The 18,354-nt window shown below is 73.0% G+C and carries 23 protein-coding genes; 10 read left to right on the top strand and 13 right to left on the bottom strand.

From position 1 onward, the window contains the following. Positions 1-143: 143 nt before the first annotated feature. The 4 genes from DRV84_RS04870 to DRV84_RS04855 all read left to right on the top strand — a co-directional run bounded on the left by DRV84_RS04870 (position 144) and on the right by DRV84_RS04855 (position 2,587). Complete coding sequence (locus DRV84_RS04870) at positions 144-797, top strand: peroxiredoxin (protein WP_115978756.1); 654 nt, start codon at positions 144-146, stop codon at positions 795-797. Between the two features lie 122 nt (positions 798-919). Beyond that, on the top strand, positions 920-1,171 hold the full coding sequence (locus DRV84_RS04865; RefSeq protein WP_115978755.1) for a type II toxin-antitoxin system Phd/YefM family antitoxin: 252 nt from the start codon (positions 920-922) through the stop codon (positions 1,169-1,171). Further along, positions 1,168-1,437 carry a Txe/YoeB family addiction module toxin gene (locus tag DRV84_RS04860; RefSeq protein WP_115978754.1) on the top strand — a complete coding sequence of 90 codons (270 nt, stop codon included), beginning with the start codon at positions 1,168-1,170 and terminating at the stop codon, positions 1,435-1,437. The genes DRV84_RS04865 and DRV84_RS04860 overlap by 4 nt, the downstream gene beginning before the upstream one ends. Positions 1,438-1,540: 103 nt before the next feature. Next, entirely contained in the window at positions 1,541-2,587 is a 1,047-nt protein-coding gene (locus DRV84_RS04855) for a succinylglutamate desuccinylase/aspartoacylase family protein (protein WP_115978753.1), read from the top strand. A 438-nt stretch (positions 2,588-3,025) separates the two neighbouring features. On the opposite strand, the gene DRV84_RS04850 is transcribed toward DRV84_RS04855, so the two are convergent. Continuing rightward, complete coding sequence (locus DRV84_RS04850; protein WP_115978752.1) at positions 3,026-3,223, bottom strand: zinc-finger domain-containing protein; 198 nt, start codon at positions 3,221-3,223, stop codon at positions 3,026-3,028. Between the two features lie 86 nt (positions 3,224-3,309). On the opposite strand from DRV84_RS04850, the gene DRV84_RS04845 reads away from it, so the two are divergent. Continuing rightward, positions 3,310-4,239, top strand: coding sequence for an ABC transporter ATP-binding protein (locus DRV84_RS04845; RefSeq protein WP_115978751.1), 930 nt, complete (start codon positions 3,310-3,312; stop codon positions 4,237-4,239). An 85-nt stretch (positions 4,240-4,324) separates the two neighbouring features. After that, the gene (locus tag DRV84_RS04840) at positions 4,325-5,320 is read left to right on the top strand and encodes a flavin monoamine oxidase family protein (RefSeq protein ID WP_115978750.1); all 996 of its coding nucleotides are present in this window, start codon (positions 4,325-4,327) and stop codon (positions 5,318-5,320) included. 377 nt (positions 5,321-5,697) lie between these two features. Here DRV84_RS04840 and DRV84_RS04835 read toward each other — a convergent pair whose 3' ends face one another. Then, positions 5,698-6,186 (bottom strand): ureidoglycolate lyase, encoded by a 489-nt coding sequence (locus tag DRV84_RS04835; RefSeq protein WP_115978749.1) that lies wholly within the window; start codon positions 6,184-6,186, stop codon positions 5,698-5,700. After that, a complete protein-coding gene (gene puuE, locus DRV84_RS04830) occupies positions 6,183-7,592 on the bottom strand; it encodes an allantoinase PuuE (protein ID WP_239994987.1) in 1,410 nt (469 codons plus the stop codon). The genes DRV84_RS04835 and puuE overlap by 4 nt, the downstream gene beginning before the upstream one ends. 72 nt (positions 7,593-7,664) lie before the next feature. Between puuE and uraH the strand changes: the two genes are divergently transcribed. Next, on the top strand, positions 7,665-8,012 hold the full coding sequence (gene uraH / locus DRV84_RS04825) for a hydroxyisourate hydrolase (RefSeq protein ID WP_115978748.1): 348 nt from the start codon (positions 7,665-7,667) through the stop codon (positions 8,010-8,012). Positions 8,013-8,224: 212 nt separating this feature from the next. Beyond that, positions 8,225-9,460: a urate hydroxylase PuuD gene (locus DRV84_RS04820; protein ID WP_115978747.1), complete on the top strand. Its 1,236-nt coding sequence runs from the start codon at positions 8,225-8,227 to the stop codon at positions 9,458-9,460. A gap of 237 nt (positions 9,461-9,697) precedes the next feature. Here DRV84_RS04820 and ureG read toward each other — a convergent pair whose 3' ends face one another. The 10 genes from ureG to DRV84_RS04770 form a co-directional block, all read right to left on the bottom strand. Then, entirely contained in the window at positions 9,698-10,330 is a 633-nt protein-coding gene (gene ureG, locus DRV84_RS04815; RefSeq protein WP_115978746.1) for an urease accessory protein UreG, read from the bottom strand. After that, complete coding sequence (locus DRV84_RS04810; RefSeq protein WP_115978745.1) at positions 10,327-10,974, bottom strand: urease accessory protein UreF; 648 nt, start codon at positions 10,972-10,974, stop codon at positions 10,327-10,329. The genes ureG and DRV84_RS04810 overlap by 4 nt, the downstream gene beginning before the upstream one ends. Beyond that, positions 10,958-11,407: an urease accessory protein UreE gene (locus DRV84_RS04805; protein WP_115978744.1), complete on the bottom strand. Its 450-nt coding sequence runs from the start codon at positions 11,405-11,407 to the stop codon at positions 10,958-10,960. Before DRV84_RS04805 ends, DRV84_RS04810 begins: the two co-directional genes overlap by 17 nt. A gap of 10 nt (positions 11,408-11,417) precedes the next feature. Further along, positions 11,418-13,127: an urease subunit alpha gene (ureC, locus tag DRV84_RS04800; protein ID WP_115978743.1), complete on the bottom strand. Its 1,710-nt coding sequence runs from the start codon at positions 13,125-13,127 to the stop codon at positions 11,418-11,420. Positions 13,128-13,176: 49 nt separating this feature from the next. Continuing rightward, positions 13,177-13,578 carry a lysozyme inhibitor LprI family protein gene (locus DRV84_RS04795; protein WP_115978742.1) on the bottom strand — a complete coding sequence of 134 codons (402 nt, stop codon included), beginning with the start codon at positions 13,576-13,578 and terminating at the stop codon, positions 13,177-13,179. After that, positions 13,562-13,957: a carboxymuconolactone decarboxylase family protein gene (locus DRV84_RS04790; protein WP_115978741.1), complete on the bottom strand. Its 396-nt coding sequence runs from the start codon at positions 13,955-13,957 to the stop codon at positions 13,562-13,564. Before DRV84_RS04790 ends, DRV84_RS04795 begins: the two co-directional genes overlap by 17 nt. Positions 13,958-14,033: 76 nt before the next feature. Further along, complete coding sequence (locus DRV84_RS04785) at positions 14,034-14,339, bottom strand: urease subunit beta (protein ID WP_115978740.1); 306 nt, start codon at positions 14,337-14,339, stop codon at positions 14,034-14,036. Between the two features lie 3 nt (positions 14,340-14,342). After that, entirely contained in the window at positions 14,343-14,912 is a 570-nt protein-coding gene (locus DRV84_RS04780; protein ID WP_115978739.1) for a HupE/UreJ family protein, read from the bottom strand. Between the two features lie 22 nt (positions 14,913-14,934). Next, positions 14,935-15,237 carry an urease subunit gamma gene (locus tag DRV84_RS04775; protein WP_115978738.1) on the bottom strand — a complete coding sequence of 101 codons (303 nt, stop codon included), beginning with the start codon at positions 15,235-15,237 and terminating at the stop codon, positions 14,935-14,937. Positions 15,238-15,241: 4 nt separating this feature from the next. Further along, a complete protein-coding gene (locus DRV84_RS04770; RefSeq protein ID WP_115978737.1) occupies positions 15,242-16,078 on the bottom strand; it encodes an urease accessory protein UreD in 837 nt (278 codons plus the stop codon). Between the two features lie 316 nt (positions 16,079-16,394). Between DRV84_RS04770 and DRV84_RS04765 the strand changes: the two genes are divergently transcribed. Both DRV84_RS04765 and DRV84_RS04760 read left to right on the top strand, forming a co-directional pair. After that, complete coding sequence (locus tag DRV84_RS04765; protein ID WP_239994986.1) at positions 16,395-17,396, top strand: ABC transporter substrate-binding protein; 1,002 nt, start codon at positions 16,395-16,397, stop codon at positions 17,394-17,396. 62 nt (positions 17,397-17,458) lie between these two features. Continuing rightward, positions 17,459-18,337, top strand: coding sequence for an ABC transporter ATP-binding protein (locus DRV84_RS04760; RefSeq protein WP_115978736.1), 879 nt, complete (start codon positions 17,459-17,461; stop codon positions 18,335-18,337). Positions 18,338-18,354 lie beyond the last annotated feature (17 nt).

Raw genomic sequence — 18,354 nt, 5'->3', positions numbered from 1 at the left:
CCGCGGGGGCCGTCCGGTGTTTGCGTCAAACTGTCACCGGCCCATATGGGGCGCAAGGGCTGGACGGCCCGGCGCCCGCAACATATCAAGTATCTGGAATATATCATCGGCGCCGCACCGGCGCGACCAAGGAAAGGAGCCCCATGGGACTGCGCATCAACGACACCGTGCCCAACTTCACCGCCCAGACCGACCAGGGCGAGATCACCTTCCACGACTGGATCGGCGACAGCTGGGCGATCCTGTTCTCGCACCCGAAGGACTTCACCCCCGTCTGCACCACGGAGTTCGGTGCGGTGGCGCAGCTCGCCGACGAATGGGCGAAGCGCGGCACCAAGGTCATCGGCCTCTCGGTGGACGAGGCCGAGGAGCACGTGAAGTGGAAGTCCGACATCGAGACGGTCGCCGAGACCAAGGCCGGCTTCCCGATCATCGCCGACGTGGACCTCGCCGTGTCCAAGCAGTTCGACATGCTGCCCGCCGACGCCTACCTGCCCGACGGGCGCACGGCGGCGGATTCGGCCTCGGTCCGGTCGGTCTACATCATCTCGCCGGACAAGAAGGTGCAGCTCATCATGACCTACCCGATGTCGGTGGGCCGCAACTTCGCCGAGGTGCTGCGCGCGCTCGACGCGCTGCAGGCGACCTACCAGACGCCGATCGCCACCGGCGCCAACTGGGTGCCCGGGCAGGACGTGATCGTGGCGCTCACCGTCTCGGACGAGGAGGCCAAGGAGAAATTCGGCGAGGTGGACTTCAAGCTGCCCTACCTGCGCCTGACCAAGGCGCCGGCCTGAGGCCGCATAGGGCGGGGACGGGGCCGCAGACACGGCCTCGTCCCCGTGACGGCAACGTCTGCACCCTTGATCTGTACAGAAAGCTGTGCATATAGAAGGCGGCCCGACGAAAGGACCGCCTGATGGATGTCGTCACCTACACCGACGCGCGCGCCTCGCTGAAGGACGTGATGGATCGCATCATCCACGACCGCGTCGAAGTCGTCGTGACGCGCAAGAACCGCGAAGCGGTCGTGATGATCTCGCTCGACGAGTACAACGCGATTCAGGAAACCCTGCATCTGCTGAAAAGCCCCGAGAACGCGCGGCGCCTGCGCACATCGATCGCGCAACTGGACGCAGGCGAGGGCGCCGAACGCGACATCGAGGCTTGAAGCTCGTCTTCTCCGATCAGGCCTGGGACGATTACCTCTGGTGGCAGTCGCCCGGCCGGGAAAAGGGGCTCGAGCGGGTCAACGACATCATAAAGGCGACGCGCCGGACGCCGTTCAAGGGGATCGGCAAGCCCGAGCCGCTCAAGGGCGACCTTGCCGGCTGGTGGTCGCGCCGGATCACGGACGAGCACAGGTTCGTGTACCGTGTCAGCGGGAAAGGCGACGCGCAACGTCTCGAGATTGCGCAGCTGCGATACCACTATTGACCCGCGCGCCGCCGGCCCGGCCGGCGCCGGTCCGACCCGACTGGACTCGGACGGGTCCGACCGATACCCCGTCGCGAGCGACACGACAGGAGGCGACGGCGCCTTGGCGAAGGGACGCGCGGATTTCGAGCTCGGCGGGGAGCGGGTGGCGCCCGGGACGCGGCGCACCGTGGACCTGCCGGTCTCGATCCTGTCGGACCACACGCCGGTCACCATGTCCTGCCACGTCGTGCACGGGAAGCGGCCGGGGCCCGTCCTCTTCGTCTCGGCGGCGATCCACGGCGACGAGGTGATCGGGGTCGAGATCGTGCGCCGGCTGCTGCGCGCCCGCCCGCTCGGCAGCATCGCGGGGACGCTGCTGGCGGTGCCGATCGTCAACGCCTTCGGCTTCATCAACCATTCGCGCTACCTGCCGGACCGGCGCGACCTCAACCGCGTCTTTCCGGGCCACGCCGAGGGCTCGCTCGCCGCGCGGCTCGCGCATCTCTTCATGACGGAGATCGTCGCGCGCGCCGATCTCGGGATCGACCTGCACTCGGCCGCGCTGCGCCGGACGAACCTGCCGCAGATCCGGCTCACGCCCGGCAACGACCGGCTGATGGAGCTCGGGCGGGCCTTCGGCGCGCCGGTGATCCTCGAATCGCGCCTGCGCGAGGGATCGCTGCGCATGGCCGCCGAGGCCGAGGGCGTGGACGTCCTGCTCTACGAGGCGGGCGAGGGACTGCGCTTCGACGAGTTCGCCGCGCGCGCCGGCGTCTCCGGCATCCTGCGCGTGATGCGCCACCTCGGGATGGTCGGCGCGAAGGGCGTGCCGCGGCGCCACGGCACGCCCGCGCTCTGCGGCAGCTCGAGCTGGCACCGCGCGCCGGTGGGCGGGCTGATGCGCGCCTACCGCGGCACCGGCGACATCGTGGAGCCGGGCACCGTGCTCTGCGCCATCTCCGACCCCTTCGGCGAGAAGGAAGTCGAGGTCGCCTCCGAGATCACCGGCATCGTCGTCGGCCGCACGAACATGCCCGTGGTCAACGAGGGCGACGCGCTCTTCCACGTCGCCGAGACGCGCCGCCCCGGCCACGCCGAGGCGGCCGCCGAGGCCGTGGAGGCCGCGCGCGAGGCCGCGCCGCTCTTCGACGAGGACGAGATCATCTGAGGCCCCTTCGTCTGAGCCCTCATCATCTGCGGCACCGGGGGGCCGTCCGGCGGCACGGCGCGGCGCGGGTCGGCCCGCGCGTCACCCCTGCCCGAAGCGGACGGCGCTCGCCGTGACCGGGCAAAGGGCGCGCCCGCCCGAGCCGCGATGACGGAGCCCGAGCGCCGCTCGCGTGTCGGGGCGAGACAAGCGCGCCCAAGGGCGGCACCACGCGCCGCCGGATCGACGGGGACTTTCAGGTCGGCGCGCACCCGCACACCCGGGGCACCGGGCTTGCGCTGCAGGGTGCCCGGCTGCGGCTGCAGGCCGCCCGCGCGCGCCCGATCATGTGCGGGGGCGCGCAGCTTGTCGGCTGTCTCGGTCAGGGCAGCCGGGCGCGGCGGGATCACGTCGCTCGGGTCCACCGGGCGCGCGTCAGGGGGGCCGGCCGCCGGGCGCTCAGCCCGCGTCGGAGACGCCCAGCGCCTCGGCGAAATCGCGGTGCACGTAGCGCCGGTCGCAGTAGCCGCATTCGACCCAGCCGGTCTCGCGCGGGATCTGCAGCCAGACGCGGGGATGCCCGAGCGCGCCCTCTCCCCCGTCGCAGGCCACGCGCCAGCGGTCGACGATCTTCGTCTCGGGCGGTTCGATCGGCATGTCTCGCGCGCTCCTCGCGGTTGTGACTCCTCCCGCCGTGATCTAGACGCAAGCCGACGCGAAGGGAAGAGCGGGGACGCGCGCCCATGACCGAGGCCGCCATCGAGATCGAGGGTCTGACCAAGACCTACCGCGCCACCGGCGGGGCGCCGGGCAAGACCGCGCTCGACGGGGTGAGCCTGCGCGTGCCCGAGGGCGCGGTCTTCGGCCTGCTCGGCCCCAACGGCGCGGGCAAGTCCACGCTCATCAACATCCTCGCCGGGCTGGTGCTCAAGACGTCCGGCCGGGTGGCGATCTGGGGCTTCGACCAGGACGTGAACCCGCGCAACTCGCGCGCCGCGATCGGCGTCATGCCGCAGGAGCTCAACCTCGATCCCTTCTTCACGCCGCGCCAGACGCTGGAGGTGCAGGCCGGTCTCTACGGGGTGCCGCGCGCGCGCCGGCGCTCCGACGAGATCCTCGAGACGGTGGGGCTTTCGGACAAGGCGCACGCCTACGCGCGCACGCTCTCGGGCGGCATGCGCCGGCGGCTGCTGCTCGCAAAGGCGCTGGTGCATGACCCGCAGATCATCGTCCTCGACGAGCCGACCGCGGGCGTGGACATTGAACTCCGACAGATGCTCTGGGCCGAGGTGCGCCGGCTCAACGCGGCCGGCAAGACCATCATCCTGACCACGCATTACCTCGAGGAGGCCGAGGAGATGTGCGACGAGATCGCCATCATCCACCACGGCCGCGTGGTCGCCCACGACACGACGCCGAAGCTCCTCGCCCGGCTCGACGCCAAGACCATGGTGATCCACCCCGACGGCGAGGTGCCGGTGCTGCCCTCGGGCCCCGGCCTCGAGGTGGCGCGCCGCCCGGACGGGGCGATCGCGCTTAGCTACAAGACCTCGCAGACCAAGGCCGAGGCCGTGCTCGAGGCGATCCGCGCCGCCGGCATCTCGATCCGCGACGTGCGCACCGAGGAGCCCGACCTAGAGGACGTGTTCCTCGACCTGACGCGCGCCGGCTGACGGCGCGCCCGGCGGCCCGAGGGACGGGGGCGCGCGCTTTCGGAGGGCAGGACCGCAGGGGCGACAGACGGACGGGAGCGCCGACGTGACGCACGACACGGACATCTGCATCGTCGGGGCGGGCCTTTCGGGGCTGGCGCTCGCGCAGGCCCTGCGGGCCGAGGGCCGCGACGTGACCCTGCTCGAGGCGCGTGAGAGGGCCGGCGGCCGCGTGCTGTCGCCCGGCGGGCACGACCTCGGGCCGTCGTGGATCTGGCCGCACAATCGCCGGATGCGCGCGCTGATCGAGCGGCTCGGCCTGCGGCCCTTCGCGCAGCACGCCGCCGGGCGGCTCGTCTTCGAGGATGCGGGCGGCACCCTGCGCCGCGACCTCGAGTTCGCCACCATGGGCGACGCGCTGCGCGTCGAGGGCGGGCTCGCCCGGATCACCGACGCGCTCGCCGCCGAGGTGGACGACGCCCTGCGCCTCGGCTGCCCGGTGGACCATCTCGCAGAGGACGCCGAGGGGGTGACGCTGACCACGCCGGCGGGCGCGCTCCGCGCCCGGCACGTCGTCCTCGCGCTGCCGCCCCGCCTCGCGGCCGGGCTCGGCGTAGCGGGGCCCGACGTGCCGACCTGGATGGCCGGGCACGCCAAGCTGGTCGCGCGCTACGCCACGCCCGTCTGGCGCGAGGCGGGGCTCAACGGCGACGCGATCTCGCACCGCGGCCCGCTGGCCGAGATCCACGACGCCTCGCCCGCCGACGGGCAGGCGGGCGCGCTCTTCGGCTTCGCGCAGCCCGGCGCGGCGCGCGACCCGCGGTTCCGGGCGGCCGCGGTCGCCCAGCTCGGGCGGCTCTTCGGGCCCGCCGCCGGCGCGCCGGAGGAGGTGCTCGTCAAGGACTGGAGCGCCGACCCCGCGACCGCGACCGAGGCCGATCGCACCCCGCCCGCCGGGCACCCCGCCTATCGCCCCCGCCCCCCGGCCGGGCGGCTGATCTTCGCGGGAAGCGAATCGGCGCCGGAGGACGGCGGCTTTCTCGAAGGCGCGCTCGCCGCGGCGGAGGCGGCGCGCCACCACCTGCGCGACGCCGCGGCCTGAGGACTGCCCCGCTAGTGCGGCGCGCACGGGATCAGCGGGCGGGATCGCCCGCGCGCCGAGACGTTCAGATGCACGATCTGCCGGTCACGGGGAGGGCCGGGGCCGGGGCACGCACCGCGTCGCGGACCGAGACCGCCGGGATCGGCCACGCCGCGCCGGCAGCGGCGCCCCCCCCGGACCTTCGCGCGCGGGCGCCACTTTCCGCGCAGGGATGCCCTCTTCCACGGCATCGCGCGCGGGCGTCCCGCGGGGCGACGCCCGCCCGTTCCAGCCGTCGGCACGCGACGCGCTCGCCGCGCCCCGATTGCCGCGGCATCCCCTCTTGCCCGAGACGCCCGCCGACGCCCGTCCCGCAGCAAGGCGGCGCCCCGCGCGCCTCAGGGCGCCCGCACGACCCAGGGCACGTCGAACCAGTGCTCCTCGAGGTTGTCGCCCGCCCCGATCCGGTCCACCACGGCGAAGCGCCCCGGCGCGGCGAGCGGCGTGAGCACCCCGTGCCACGTGCCCGCCGGGTAGTTCACCCCCTGCGCCCCGGACGTGAGAAACGCGCGCGGCCGCCCCGGCGCGCCGCCGTCGTCCGGCGCGACCACGACGAGGAAGGGATCGTCGCTCATCGGCAGGAAGGCCTGCGCGCCCAGCGGATGCCGCTCCATCATCTCGAGCGTGAGCGGCAAGCTGCGCGCCTCCGCCTCGAAGAGGCTGATCCCCGCCCGCCCGTCAGCGATGTCGAGCCGGGCGAGATCGTGCCACCGCCCGCAGCGCCCCTGGTTGATCACCCTGTCCGGCGCGCCCGCCGCCTCCAGCACGTCGCCGAAGGGCGCGAAGGCCTCCGCCGTCAGGGCCGCCGCGACGATCTCCCGGCTCACCCGAGCATCTCCATGAGCCGAAGCTCCGCGATGCGCTCCACCTGGGCACAGGCCTCGGCGATCTCGCTCTCCCGGTCCTGCTCCAGCCGCCGCTCGAAGGCGGCGAGGATGCCGGGTTTGTCGTGGTCGCGCACCGCGATGATGAAGGGAAAGCCGAACTTCGCCGTGTAGGCCTCATTCAGCGCGGCGAAGCGGTCGCGCTCGGCGTCGGTCAGCGCGTCGAGCCCCGCGCTCGCCTGCTCCGCCGCGCTCTCGGCCGTCAGCCGCCGCGCCGCCGCGAGCTTGCCGGCGAGGTCGGGATGCGCGCGCAGCACGGCCAGCCGCTCCTCCTCGCTCGCCTCGCGGAAGGCGCGCGCCAGCGCCGCATGCACCCCCCTCGCCGTGCCGTGCGTCGGCCCCAGCTCCATCGCGTGCGCCCGCTCCGCGATCCAGGGCGAATGCTCGAAGACGCCGCCGAAGGCCGCGACGAAGGCGTCGAGATCCATCTCCGAGGGCCGCCGCCGCTCGACCGGCGGATGCACCTCCGCCCAGTGCTCGGCGATGGCGAGCCGCGTGGCGAACCAGACGCCCTCGTGCGCAAGCATGTGATCGAGCGCGCGCTTCAGCCCCATGATCCGCCCCGGCCGCCCGGCGAGGCGGCAGTGCAGCCCGATCGAGAGCATCTTCGGCGCCCCCGCCGCCCCCTCGGCATAGAGCGCGTCAAAGCTGTCCTTCAGGTAGGTCTCGAACTGATCCCCCGCGCCGAAACCCGCGGGCACCGCGAAGCGCATGTCGTTGGCCTCGAGCGTGTAGGGCACGATCAGCTGATCCCGCCCGCCGACCCGAGACCAGTAGGGCAGATCGTCGGCGTAGCTGTCGGCGACATAGGCGAAGCCGCCCTCCTCCGCCGCGAGCCGCACGGTGTTCATCGAGGTCCGGCCCGTGTACCAGCCGCGCGGCCGCGCGCCCGTGACGGCGGCATGCAGGCGGATCGCCTCGGCCATCTGCGCGCGCTCCTCGGCCTCCGGCATGCCGCGGTGCTCGATCCACTTCAGCCCGTGGCTCGCGATCTCCCAGCCAGCCTCGCGCATCGCGGCCACCTGCTCCGGCGCCCGGGCGAGCGCGGTGGCCACGCCGAAGACGGTCACCGGCAGATCGGAAAGCAGCCGATAGAGCCGCCAGAACCCGGCGCGCGCGCCGTATTCATAGACCGATTCCATATTCCAGTGCCGCTCGCCCTCCCAGGGCGCGGCGCCCACGACCTCCGAGAGGAACGCCTCCGACGCCGGATCGCCGTGCAACAGGCAGCTCTCGCCGCCCTCCTCGTAGTTGACGACGATCTGCACGGCGATCTTCGCCCCGCCCGGCCAGCGCGGGTCGGGCGGATTGGGGCCATGGCCCGTCATGTCGCGGGGATAGCGCAGCACGTGAGGCCTCCATCTTGACGCAACGCGCCGCGGATGACACCGGAAAGCGCGGCGAAAGAAAAGGGGGCGCGCATGGCCGGATACCTCACCACCCACGTCCTCGACACCGCGCGGGGCCGACCCGCCGCGGGCCTCACGATCACGCTCGCCCGGATCGAGGGCGACAGGCGCACCGACCTCGCCCGCGCCACGACCAACGCCGACGGCCGCACCGACGCCCCGATCCTGCCCGCGGACCGTTTCGCCCCCGGCGCTTACGAACTCGTCTTCGCCGCAGGCGATTACCTGCGCGCGCAGGGGCACGACGCGCCCCTCTTCCTCGACGAAATCCCGATCCGCTTCCACCTCGCCGAGGACGCGCACTACCACGTGCCGCTCCTGCTCTCGCCCTACGGCTACACGACCTACCGGGGCAGCTGAGGCGCCACCGGCGCCCACCCCATCATCTTGGTCCAAATACTCTCGGGGGTGAATGCCGCGCCAGCGGCAGAGGGGGCTGAAAGCCCCCTGAGCCCAGGCTTGCCCAGCGCGCAGGCGCCGGCCCAAGGCGCGCGCGGTCGCACGCCGCCCGGCCCTTCCCTCCGCGCCGCGGCGCCGCTATGCGGGAGGCCGGCCGCAGAAGGGGCAGAGCCATGCAGGACATCGCCATATTCTGGGACTGGGCGGGTTTCGCGCTGCGATGGCTGCACGTGATCACCGCGATGGCCTGGATCGGCACCTCCTTCTATTTCATCGCGCTCGACCTCGGGCTCATGAGACCGCGCGACATGCCCGAGGGCGTCACCGGCGAGGAGTGGCAGGTCCACGGCGGCGGTTTCTACCACATCCGCAAATACGCGGTCGCGCCCGAGCGCATGCCCGAGCACCTCACGTGGTTCAAATGGGAAAGCTACTGGACCTGGCTTTCCGGCGCGGCGCTTCTGGCGGTGCTCTACTGGGCGGGGGCGGAGCTCTACCTGATCGACCCGGCGAAGGCCGATCTCGCGATCTGGCAGGCGATCGCCCTCTCGGCGGGGTCCATCGCGGTGGGCTGGCTGGTCTACGACGCGCTCTGCCGCTCGGCGCTGGGGCGGCGGCCGACGGCCATGATGCTCGCGCTCTTCGCGCTGATCGTCGTCATGTCCTGGGCCCTGAACCAGGTCTTCACGGGCCGCGCGGCGCTTCTGCACCTCGGCGCCTTCACCGCGACGATCATGACGGCCAACGTCTTCTTCGTCATCATGCCGAACCAGCGCGTGGTCGTGGGCGACCTGAAGGCCGGGCGGACCCCGGACCCGGAGTACGGCCGCATCGCCAAGCTGCGCTCGACGCACAACAACTACCTCACCCTGCCGGTGATCTTCCTGATGCTGTCGAACCACTATCCGCTCGCCTTCGGCACCGAGCGGGCGTGGATCATCGCGGCGCTGGTCTTCCTGATGGGGGTGACCATCCGGCACTACTTCAACACCATGCACGCGCGGCAGGGGCGGCCGAACTGGACCTGGGCGGCGACGGCGGTGATCTTCATCGCCATCGTCTGGCTCTCCACCGCGCCCATGCGCGGCGATCTCGGCGCCGAGGCCGCCGGCCGCGCGCCGACGCCCGGCGAGGCGCGTTTCGTCGAGGCGGCGGGCTTCGAGACGGCCGAGAACGTCGTGCTCGGCCGCTGCTCCATGTGCCACGCCCGCGACCCGGTCTGGCCCGGCGTGCGCGTGCCCCCCGGCGGCGTCGCGCTGGAGACGCCGGCCGACATCGCGCGCCACGCCCGCGCGATCTACCTGCAGGCCGGCGTGAGCCACGCCATGCCGCCGGGCAACCTGACCTGGATCGAGGCGGAGGAGCGCGCGGCGCTGGTGGACTGGTACCGCGCCGCGACCGGAGGCTGAGCCTTCGGCGCGGGCGGGAGGGGGGCTGTCTGCCCCCCTCTTGGCCTTCGGCCAATTCACCCCCCGAGAGTATTTGGGCCAAGATGATGGACCGGCGCACGCCGCCGGCCGGTGATGCCCCGGTGCGTCGGCGCGGTTGGGGGCGGGCGCAGCGCAGGGTTTGTTCGTCCCGGCCGCCGCGGCGTCTTTGGGCAGATGGCACCGCCCGCGACGCGGGGCGGGCCGCTCCGGGCCTCGTCAGCCGAGGGGGGCGGCGGCCGGCGCGGCGAGGCCGCCGAGGGCGCGCAGCTGCGCGACGGCCTCCGCCGCGCCCTCGCCCGCGCGGAGCGCGGCGAAGACGGTGGGGCGGCCCTCGCGTGCGACCGCGGCGTCGCGGCGCATGAGGTCGAGGTCGACGCCCACGTGCGGCGCGAGGTCGGTCTTGTTGATCACGAGGAGGTCGGACTTGCGCAGGGCCGGGCCCTTCTTGCGGGGGATGTCCTGCCCCATGGCGACGTCGATCACGTAGACGGTCAGATCGGCGAGCTCGGGGCTGAAGCTCGCGGCGAGGTTGTCGCCGCCCGATTCGATGATCACCGCCTCGAGGTCCGGGTGCCGGCCTTCGAGCTCGGCCACGGCGGCGAGGTTGATCGAGGCGTCCTCGCGGATCGCGGTGTGCGGGCAGCCGCCGGTTTCGACCCCGATGACGCGGCTTGCGGGCAGGATCTGCCGGCGCAGGAGCGCCTCGGCGTCCTCTCGGGTGTAGATGTCGTTGGTGATCACGCCGATGGAGTGATCCGGCGCGAGGGCGCGGGCGATCTCGGCGGTGAGCGTGGTCTTGCCGGCGCCGACGGGGCCGCCGATGCCGATGCGGAGGGGGCCGTTCATCATGAGCGAAAGAGCCTCGGTTGCAGGGTTTCGTGGCGCATGGCGGCGATGTCGGCCGCCCATGCGGCGGAGGAGAGATCGTCGCGGGTGAGCGCCGCCGCCTCTTCGGCGAGGCGCGCGCAGAGCGGCCCCACGCCGGCGAGGGCGGCCTGCGCGTCGGTCTGGCCCAGCGGCACGAGGCGCTGCGCGGCGCCGGCGAGGTTGGCGGCCGTGGCGTGGAGGTAGAGCGCCGCCGCCTCCTCGAGCGGGAGGCCCGCGCGCGCCGCGGCGTGGCCCAGCGCGACGGGGTGGGTGAGCGGCGGCAGGTCGAGGCCCCAGACCGCGGCGGTGGTGCGGGCGAAGGCCGCGCCCTGCTCGGCCGTCTCGGCGCGGCGCTCGGCCGAGGGGGCGAAGGCGCGGGCCTCGGCGTCGAGGGCGGGAAGCGTCTCCGGCGCGGCGCGATGGGCTTCGGCGAGGAGCACCGCGTCGGTGCGACCGAGCCCGTGCTCGAGCACGTCCGCGAGCCAGGCGGCGAAGCTCGCCTGATCGGTCACGCGGCCCTCGGCCACCTCGGTCTCGAGCCCGTGCGACCACGCGAAGCCGCCCGTCGGATAGGCGGGCGAGAGCCACTGCGCGAGCGTGATGCGCGCCTCAATGGGCGTGGGCATGGGTCCTCCCGTGGCCGTAGGCGCCGCGCTCGGGGGTGAAGGGCGCCTCGACGGCCGCGATCTCGGCGCCGAGGCGCTCCAGCATCTCGCGCAGCACGTGGTCGGCCTGAATCAGCAGGCGGTCCGCCTCGATCTGGCAGGGGGTGTGGCGGTTGCCGATGTGCCAGGCGAGGCGGGCGAGGTCGCCGCGCACCTCCAGGAGCGGCTCGGGCGCGGCGATCACCTCCACCAGACGGCCGTCGGAGAGTTCCAGCGCGTCGCCGTGGTCGAGCGAGACGGTCTGCGCCAGATCGACGAGGAGCGGCATGCCGCCCCCGGTCTCGAGCCGCTTGCGGCGCAGGAAGCGCGCCTCGTAATCCAGCCGCACCCAGTCGGCGGGGCCCTGCCATTGGCCCTTGCGGTGCAGCGTCTGCGCGATCGGAAGCTCGGTCATCTCGGGGTCCTCAGAACAGGAAATAGCGCTGCGCCATCGGCACGGTCTCCACGGGCGCGCAGGTCAGCAACTCGCCGTCGGCGCGCACCTCGTAGGTCTCGGGGTTCACCTCCATCGCGGGCAGCGCGTCGTTGAGCACGAGATCGCGCTTGGTCACACCGCGGATGCCGCGCACGGGGGCGGTGTCCTTGGCGAGGCCCAGCGTCGCGCCGACGCCCGCGGCCTCGGCCGCCTGGCTGACGAAGGTCACCGCGCTGCGCTCGACCGAGCGGCCGTAGGCGCCCCACATGGGCCGGGTATAGACCGGCTGCGGCGTGGGGATGGAGGCGTTCGGGTCGCCCATCTGGGCACACGCGATGGTGCCGCCGAGGAGCACCAGATCGGGCTTCACCCCGAAGAAGGCGGGCGACCAGAGGCAGAGGTCGGCGCGCTTGCCCTCCTCGATCGAGCCGATCTCGTGGGCGATGCCGTGGGCGATCGCCGGGTTGATGGTGTATTTCGCCACGTAGCGGCGCGCGCGGAGGTTGTCGTTCTCGCCCGTCTCCTCGGACAGGCGGCCGCGCTGGCGCTTCATCTTGTCGGCGGTCTGCCAGGTGCGCAGGATCACCTCGCCCACGCGGCCCATAGCCTGACTGTCGGAGGCGATGATCGCGAAGGCGCCCATATCGTGCAGGATGTCCTCGGCCGCGATGGTCTCGCGCCGGATGCGGCTCTCGGCGAAGGCCACGTCCTCGGGGATCGCCTTGTCGAGGTGGTGGCAGACCATGAGCATGTCGAGATGCTCTTCGATGGTGTTCACCGTGAAGGGCCGCGTCGGGTTGGTGGAGGACGGCAGGACGTGCGCCTCGCCGCAGATCTTGATGATGTCGGGGGCGTGGCCGCCGCCCGCGCCCTCGGTGTGAAAGGCATGGATCGTGCGGCCCTTCATCGCCGCGACGGTGTTCTCGACGAAACCGCTCTCGTTCAGCGTGTCGGTGTGGATCATGACCTGCACGTCGTGATCGTCGGCCACCGACAGGCAGCAGTCGATCGCGGCGGGCGTCGTCCCCCAGTCCTCGTGCAGCTTGAGCGCGCAGGCGCCGGCCTCCACCTGTTCCACGAGCGCCTGCGGGAGCGAGGCGTTGCCCTTCCCCGCGAAGGCGAGGTTCATCGGAAAGGCGTCGGCGGCCTGCAGCATCCGCCCGATGTGCCACGGCCCCGGCGTGCAGGTGGTGGCCATGGTGCCGGTCGCCGGGCCGGTGCCGCCGCCGAGCATGGTGGTGATGCCGGAGTGCAGCGCATCCTCCACCTGCTGCGGGCAGATGAAATGGATGTGGCTGTCGAAGCCGCCGGCGGTCAGGATCTTGCCCTCGCCCGCGATGGCCTCGGTCCCGGGGCCGACGACGATGTCGACGCCGGGCTGCACGTCCGGGTTGCCGGCCTTGCCGATCTTCGCGATGCGGCCGTCCTTCAGCCCGACGTCGGCCTTGTAGATGCCGGTGGCGTCCACGATCAGCGCGTTGGTGATGACGGTATCGACGGCGCCCTCGGCGCGGGTGGCCTGCGCCTGCCCCATGCCGTCGCGGATCACCTTGCCGCCGCCGAATTTCACCTCCTCGCCGTAGGTGGTCAGGTCGCGCTCGACCTCGACGACGAGCTCGGTGTCGGCGAGGCGCACGCGGTCGCCGGTGGTGGGGCCGAACATCGCGGCGTAGTCGGATCGCGGAATGCGGGCGGGCATGGACGCTCCTTTTCTGGTGCGCGCCGCCCCGGCGGGGCGGCGCAGGGTCTCACATCTCTTCGGCGAAGCGGCGCAGGTCCTGCCTGCGCCGCTCGGTCAGCCGTTCGCGGCAGGCGTAGACGAGCATCGGCATCATGCTGCCGCCCCAGGCGCGGTGGCTCTCGGCGGTGCAGGCGCGGTCGCGGAACTCGATCCAGACGCGCTGCGCCGCGCGCAGGTCCTCTTCGACGTCCACCGGCGCGTCGGCGGGCAGGGCCGACTGGATGGCCCGCCCCTCTTCGATGGCCAGCCCCCAGGCGAGGGTCAGGGCCTCGTCGGCGCGCAGCCACGCCTGTTCCGCGCAGTAGGTCATCTCCACCTGCGTGACCGCCTCGGCGCAGTCGACGTCCTGCGCGGCGGCGGGCGTGGCCAACAGGAACAGCGCAACAGCGGCCTCAGACCTTGAAGGCATCGTCCACCTCCACCTGCATCGCGGTGACGAGGCCGTTCGTCTGCATCGCCATGCCGATCACCGCCAGAAGCTCGGCGTGCATCTCCTCGGTCATGCCCTTCGCCTTCGCCGCGGCGGTGTGGGAGTGGATGCAGTAGCCGCAGGAATTGGCCGTCGAGACGGCGAGATAGACCATCTCCTTGACCAGCGGGTCGAGCGCGCCGGGCGCCATCACCGCCTTCAGCCGGTCCCACGTCGCGCGGAGCTGCGCCGGATCATGCGCCAGCGCGCGCCAGAAGTTGTTGACGTACTCCGTCCCCCGCGCGGCGCGGATCTCCTCGAAGACCTCCACCGCCTCCGCCGAGAGCTCGTCGTCGGCCATTAGTCGGACGGTCGCCATCAGACGGCCTCCTCTCCGGTCAGGGGGGCTGCACAGGGGTGTCGCATGGGGTCTCCCTCCCTCTCGCAATGGCTGCTCAGAGGTCGCCCATCACCTGCCCGTTGAAGCCGTAGACGCGCCGCGCTCCTGCATAGGGGATCAGCGTCACTTCCCGCGTCTGGCCCGGCTCGAAGCGTACGGCGGAGCCGGCGGCGATGTCGAGACGCTTGCCGCGCGCCGCGGCCCGGTCGAACTCCAGCGCCGGGTTGGCCTCGGCGAAGTGGTAATGGCTGCCCACCTGCACGGGCCGGTCGCCGGTGTTGGCCACGCGCAGCGTCGCCGTCTCACGGCCCGCGTTGAGCTCGATCTCGGCGTCGGGGGTGAGGATCTCTCCGGGGATCATCGCTCAGACCCCCGCCGCCAGCGCCGCGCCCGCCGCGGCCACGAGCCCGCCCGCGACCCGGGGCGCGGTGCGCCCGGCCCGCGCGAGCGCCACGGCGAGGGCGAGGCCCGCCGCATGCAGCGCCGCCGTCGCCACGAGGAAGCCGGCGAGGTAGGGCAGCGCGCCCGCCGCGCCCATCTCGGCGCCGTGCGCCGCCCCGTGGAAGAGCGCGAAGGCGCCGACGAGCGCCGCGCCCGCCGGGACCGGCAGCCGCAGCCCCGTCGCCGCCACGAGGCCGAGGATCACGACAGAGGCGAGGATCGCGGGCTCGACCAGCGGCAGCGCGACGCCGGCGAGCGCCAGCGCGAAGCCCGCCGCCATGACGCCGACGAAGGCCGCGGGCACCGCCCAGCGCGCGCGCCCGCCGAGCATCCCCGCCCAGAGCCCCACGGCGAGCATGGCGAGCACGTGGTCGGCGCCGAAGACCGGATGCGTCGCGCCCGCGGCGAAGGAGCCGTGCGCGACCGGGTCGAGATGGGCGAGCGCGGGACCGGCGGCGAGGGCGACCGGCAGCGCGGCGATCAGGCGTTTCATGGCGTTCTCCTTCAGCGGATCTTCAGCGGATCGGGTCGTGGACGGTGACGAGCTTGGTGCCGTCGGGAAAGGTGGCCTCCACCTGCACCTCGGGGATCATCTCGGGGACGCCCTCCATGCACATCTCGCGGGTGACGACCTGCGCGCCGGCCTCCATCATCTCCGAGACGGGGCGGCCGTCGCGCGCGCCCTCCACCACCGCGTCGGTGATCAGCGCGATCGCCTCGGGGTGGTTGAGCTTCACGCCGCGGGCGAGGCGGCGGCGCGCCACCTCCGCCGCCATGGCGACCATCAGCTTGTCCTTCTCGCGGGGGGTCAGCATCATCGGTTCAGAGTCTCCAGGCTCGGGGCAGGCTGTCGTCGGTCAGCAGATCGAGGATCGGCAGGAGCGCGCGGCGCAGCCCCTCGCCGTCGGGCGCCAGCAGGCGCAGCGCGAGAACGTCCGGCGCGAGCAGGCTGGCGCCGCCCGTCTCGGCGAGGTGCGCGCGCACCTGCGGCAGCGCGGCCTCCGCCGTCTCCGCGACGAGGACGAGCGCCGCCATCGCCCCCGCGCCGCGCGCGACGCCCGGCCGCGCCAGCGTCGCCGCGATGTCGCCCGAAAGATGCACGCCGTCGCGGTAGATCGGTTGCCCGTCGCGCGTGATGGTGACGTGGTCGCGGAACATGCCGGAGGTCAGCCGCTCGCCCATGGCCGCGCGGCCGAAGATCAGCGGCTCGCACATGAGGCACCGCGCGCCGGGGGCGAGGTCGATCTCCAGCCGCCGCTCGAGCGCCGCGCCGTCGTAGAGGATCGTCTCCTGCGGCAGCCAGGCGAGCCGCGCGCCGGCCTCCGCCGAGAGCCGCACGGAAAGCCGCCCCGGCGGGCCCGGCGGCGCGCGGTAGGCGCGCTCGCAGGCCTGCGTCGAGAGGGTGAGCGCCGCGCCCGCCTCCGCCGCGGCCTCGACCGAGAAGCGATCGCCGCCGGTGACGCCGCCCGCGGTGTTGACGAGCACCGCCTCCACCGCCGCGCCGGGCCGCACGCGCGGAAAGACCGCGCGCAGCGAGCCCGCGTGCCGGAAGGTGGCGAGCGCGCTGCCGCCCCGCGCCGCGCGCACGGACAACCGCGCCGCGCCGCGCGCCCGCGGCGGCTGCGCGCCCTCCTGCGCCTCGGGGGCGTCGGTTGTCACGGCCTGCAGGATCGCTGCCTCCTGTTCGTCTCGCGGGCGCGGGCGGTCGCCGGCCGGGCCGCTCCCGGTCGGGCGCTCGCCGCGCGTCGGCGCCGATCAGAGGGAGCGCCCCGGTCCGTGTCCAGCGCCGCCGCGCGCGTTCAGGGCGCGGAGGGCCACGCAGCGCCCGCTTTCGCGGCGGGTTGCCCAAAACTTCGGCAGATTGTTTGATGAGCGCGTCCGGAGCGGCCGCTCCGGCGATTCTCCGGTGGCCTCGGGGCCCCGGGCACGCGAGTCGGGCGAGAGACCCGACACAACGACAGGAGAGGTGCCACCCGTGTTCGTCCGTCCGATCCTCACCGCCGCCGCCACGCTCGCCGCGGGCGCCGCCACGGCGCAGACCGAGATGCCCTTCGCCCTCGACTGGAAGTTCGAGGGGCCGGCCGCGCCCTATTTCGTCGCCATCGACGAGGGCTACTTCGCCGACGCGGGGCTCTCGGTCGAGATCACCGCCGGCCAGGGCTCGCTCGACGCGATCCCGAAGGTCGCCACCGGCGCCTTCCCGGTGGGCTTCGCCGACATCAACTCGCTCATCAAGTTCCTCGACCAGAACCCGGGTGCGCCGGTGACGGCCGTGATGATGGTCTATGACAAGCCGCCCTTCGCCGTGGTCGGCCGCAAGAGCCAGGGCGTCGAGGCGCCCGAGGACCTCGAGAGCCGCGTGCTCGGCGCGCCGCCGCCGGACGGCGCCTGGGCGCAGTTCCCGATCTTCGCCGCCGAGAACGACCTCGACATGGAGGCGATCACGGTGGAGCCCGTCGGCTTCCCCACGCGCGAGCCGATGCTCGCCGAGGGCGAGGTGGACGCGGTGACCGGGTTTTCGTTCTCCTCCTACCTGAACCTCGTGCGCCTCGGCGTGCCGGAGGACGACATCTCCACCATCCTGATGGCCGATCACGGCGTCGCGCTCTACGGCAACGCGGTGATCGTCAACACCGACTTCGCCGAGGCGAACCCCGAGGCGGTCTCGGGCTTCCTGTCGGCGGTCGCGCAGGGCTGGACCGACGCGATCGCCGACCCGGAGGCCGCGATCGAGAGCCTCGTGGAGCGCAACCCTGCCGCCGACGCCGCGCTGGAGGAGCGCCGCCTCGAGCTCGCCATCGAGGCGAACGTGGTCACCGACTGGACCACGGCCAACGGCATGGGCCCGATCGACCCCGACCGCATGGCCGAGGCGCTGGAGCAGATCCAGCTCACCTACGAGTTCGAGACCCCGCCCGAGGCCGGGCTCTACTTCACCGACGCCTACCTGCCCGAGGGCGGTTTCCCGCTCGAGTGACGCGAGAGTGACACGACAGGCCGCGGGCGCCGGGCGCCCGCGGCCGAGCCTTCGGAGGACCCTTGGACAAGCTCATCGACATCCGCGACGTGCGCCACACCTTCACCACGCGCACGGGGCCCCTGCCCGTCCTCGACGGGCTCGACGTTTCGGTGGACGAGGGCGGCTTCACCGCCGTGGTCGGCCCCTCGGGCTGCGGCAAGTCCACCCTGACGCGGCTGATCGCGGGGCTGATGATCCCCGACGCGGGCGAGGTGCGCGTGCACGGCGCGCCCGTCACCGGGCCGCGCTCGAACGTCGGCATGGCCTTCCAGAACCCCGTGCTGCTGGAGTGGCGCACGATTCTGCAGAACGTGCTCCTGCCGCTCGAGATCGTGCCGACCACCCTGCCCAAACGCGAGCAGGAGGCGCGCGCCCGCCGCCTCCTGTCGCTCGTCGGCCTCGAGGGCTTCGAGGACAAGCGCCCCTCGGAGCTCTCGGGCGGCATGCGCCAGCGCGCCTCGCTCTGCCGCGCGCTCATCCACACGCCCGAGGTGCTGATCCTCGACGAACCCTTCGGCGCGCTCGACGCCTTCACCCGCGAGGACCTCTGGCAGATCATGCACGAGGTGAAGCGCGCCGAGCCCTTCACCGGCGTGCTCATCACCCACGACCTGCGCGAGGCGATCTTCCTCGCCGACAGGGTCGTGGTGCTCTCGGGCCGGCCCGCGCGCACGCAATACGTGCTCGACGTGCCCGACACCGGGCCCCGGGATCTCGATCACCTCTACACGCCCGAGGCGGCGGAGATGCTCAATCTCCTGCGCCACCAGATCGAGATCGCCCAGGGTCGCGCGCCCGCCGAACCCGCCGCCGGGGACCCCTCCCCCGGGGACACCGCCACCGAGACCGACGGCGCGCCCGCCCCGCCCCCCGGTTCGGCCGCGCGCGGCATGCACTGAAACAGGAGGCCCGCTTG

Origin of the sequence: Rhodosalinus sediminis (assembly GCF_003385555.1) — a bacterium.
GTDB lineage: Bacteria > Pseudomonadota > Alphaproteobacteria > Rhodobacterales > Rhodobacteraceae > Rhodosalinus > Rhodosalinus sediminis.
This window is presented reverse-complemented; position numbering and strand designations above follow the sequence as displayed.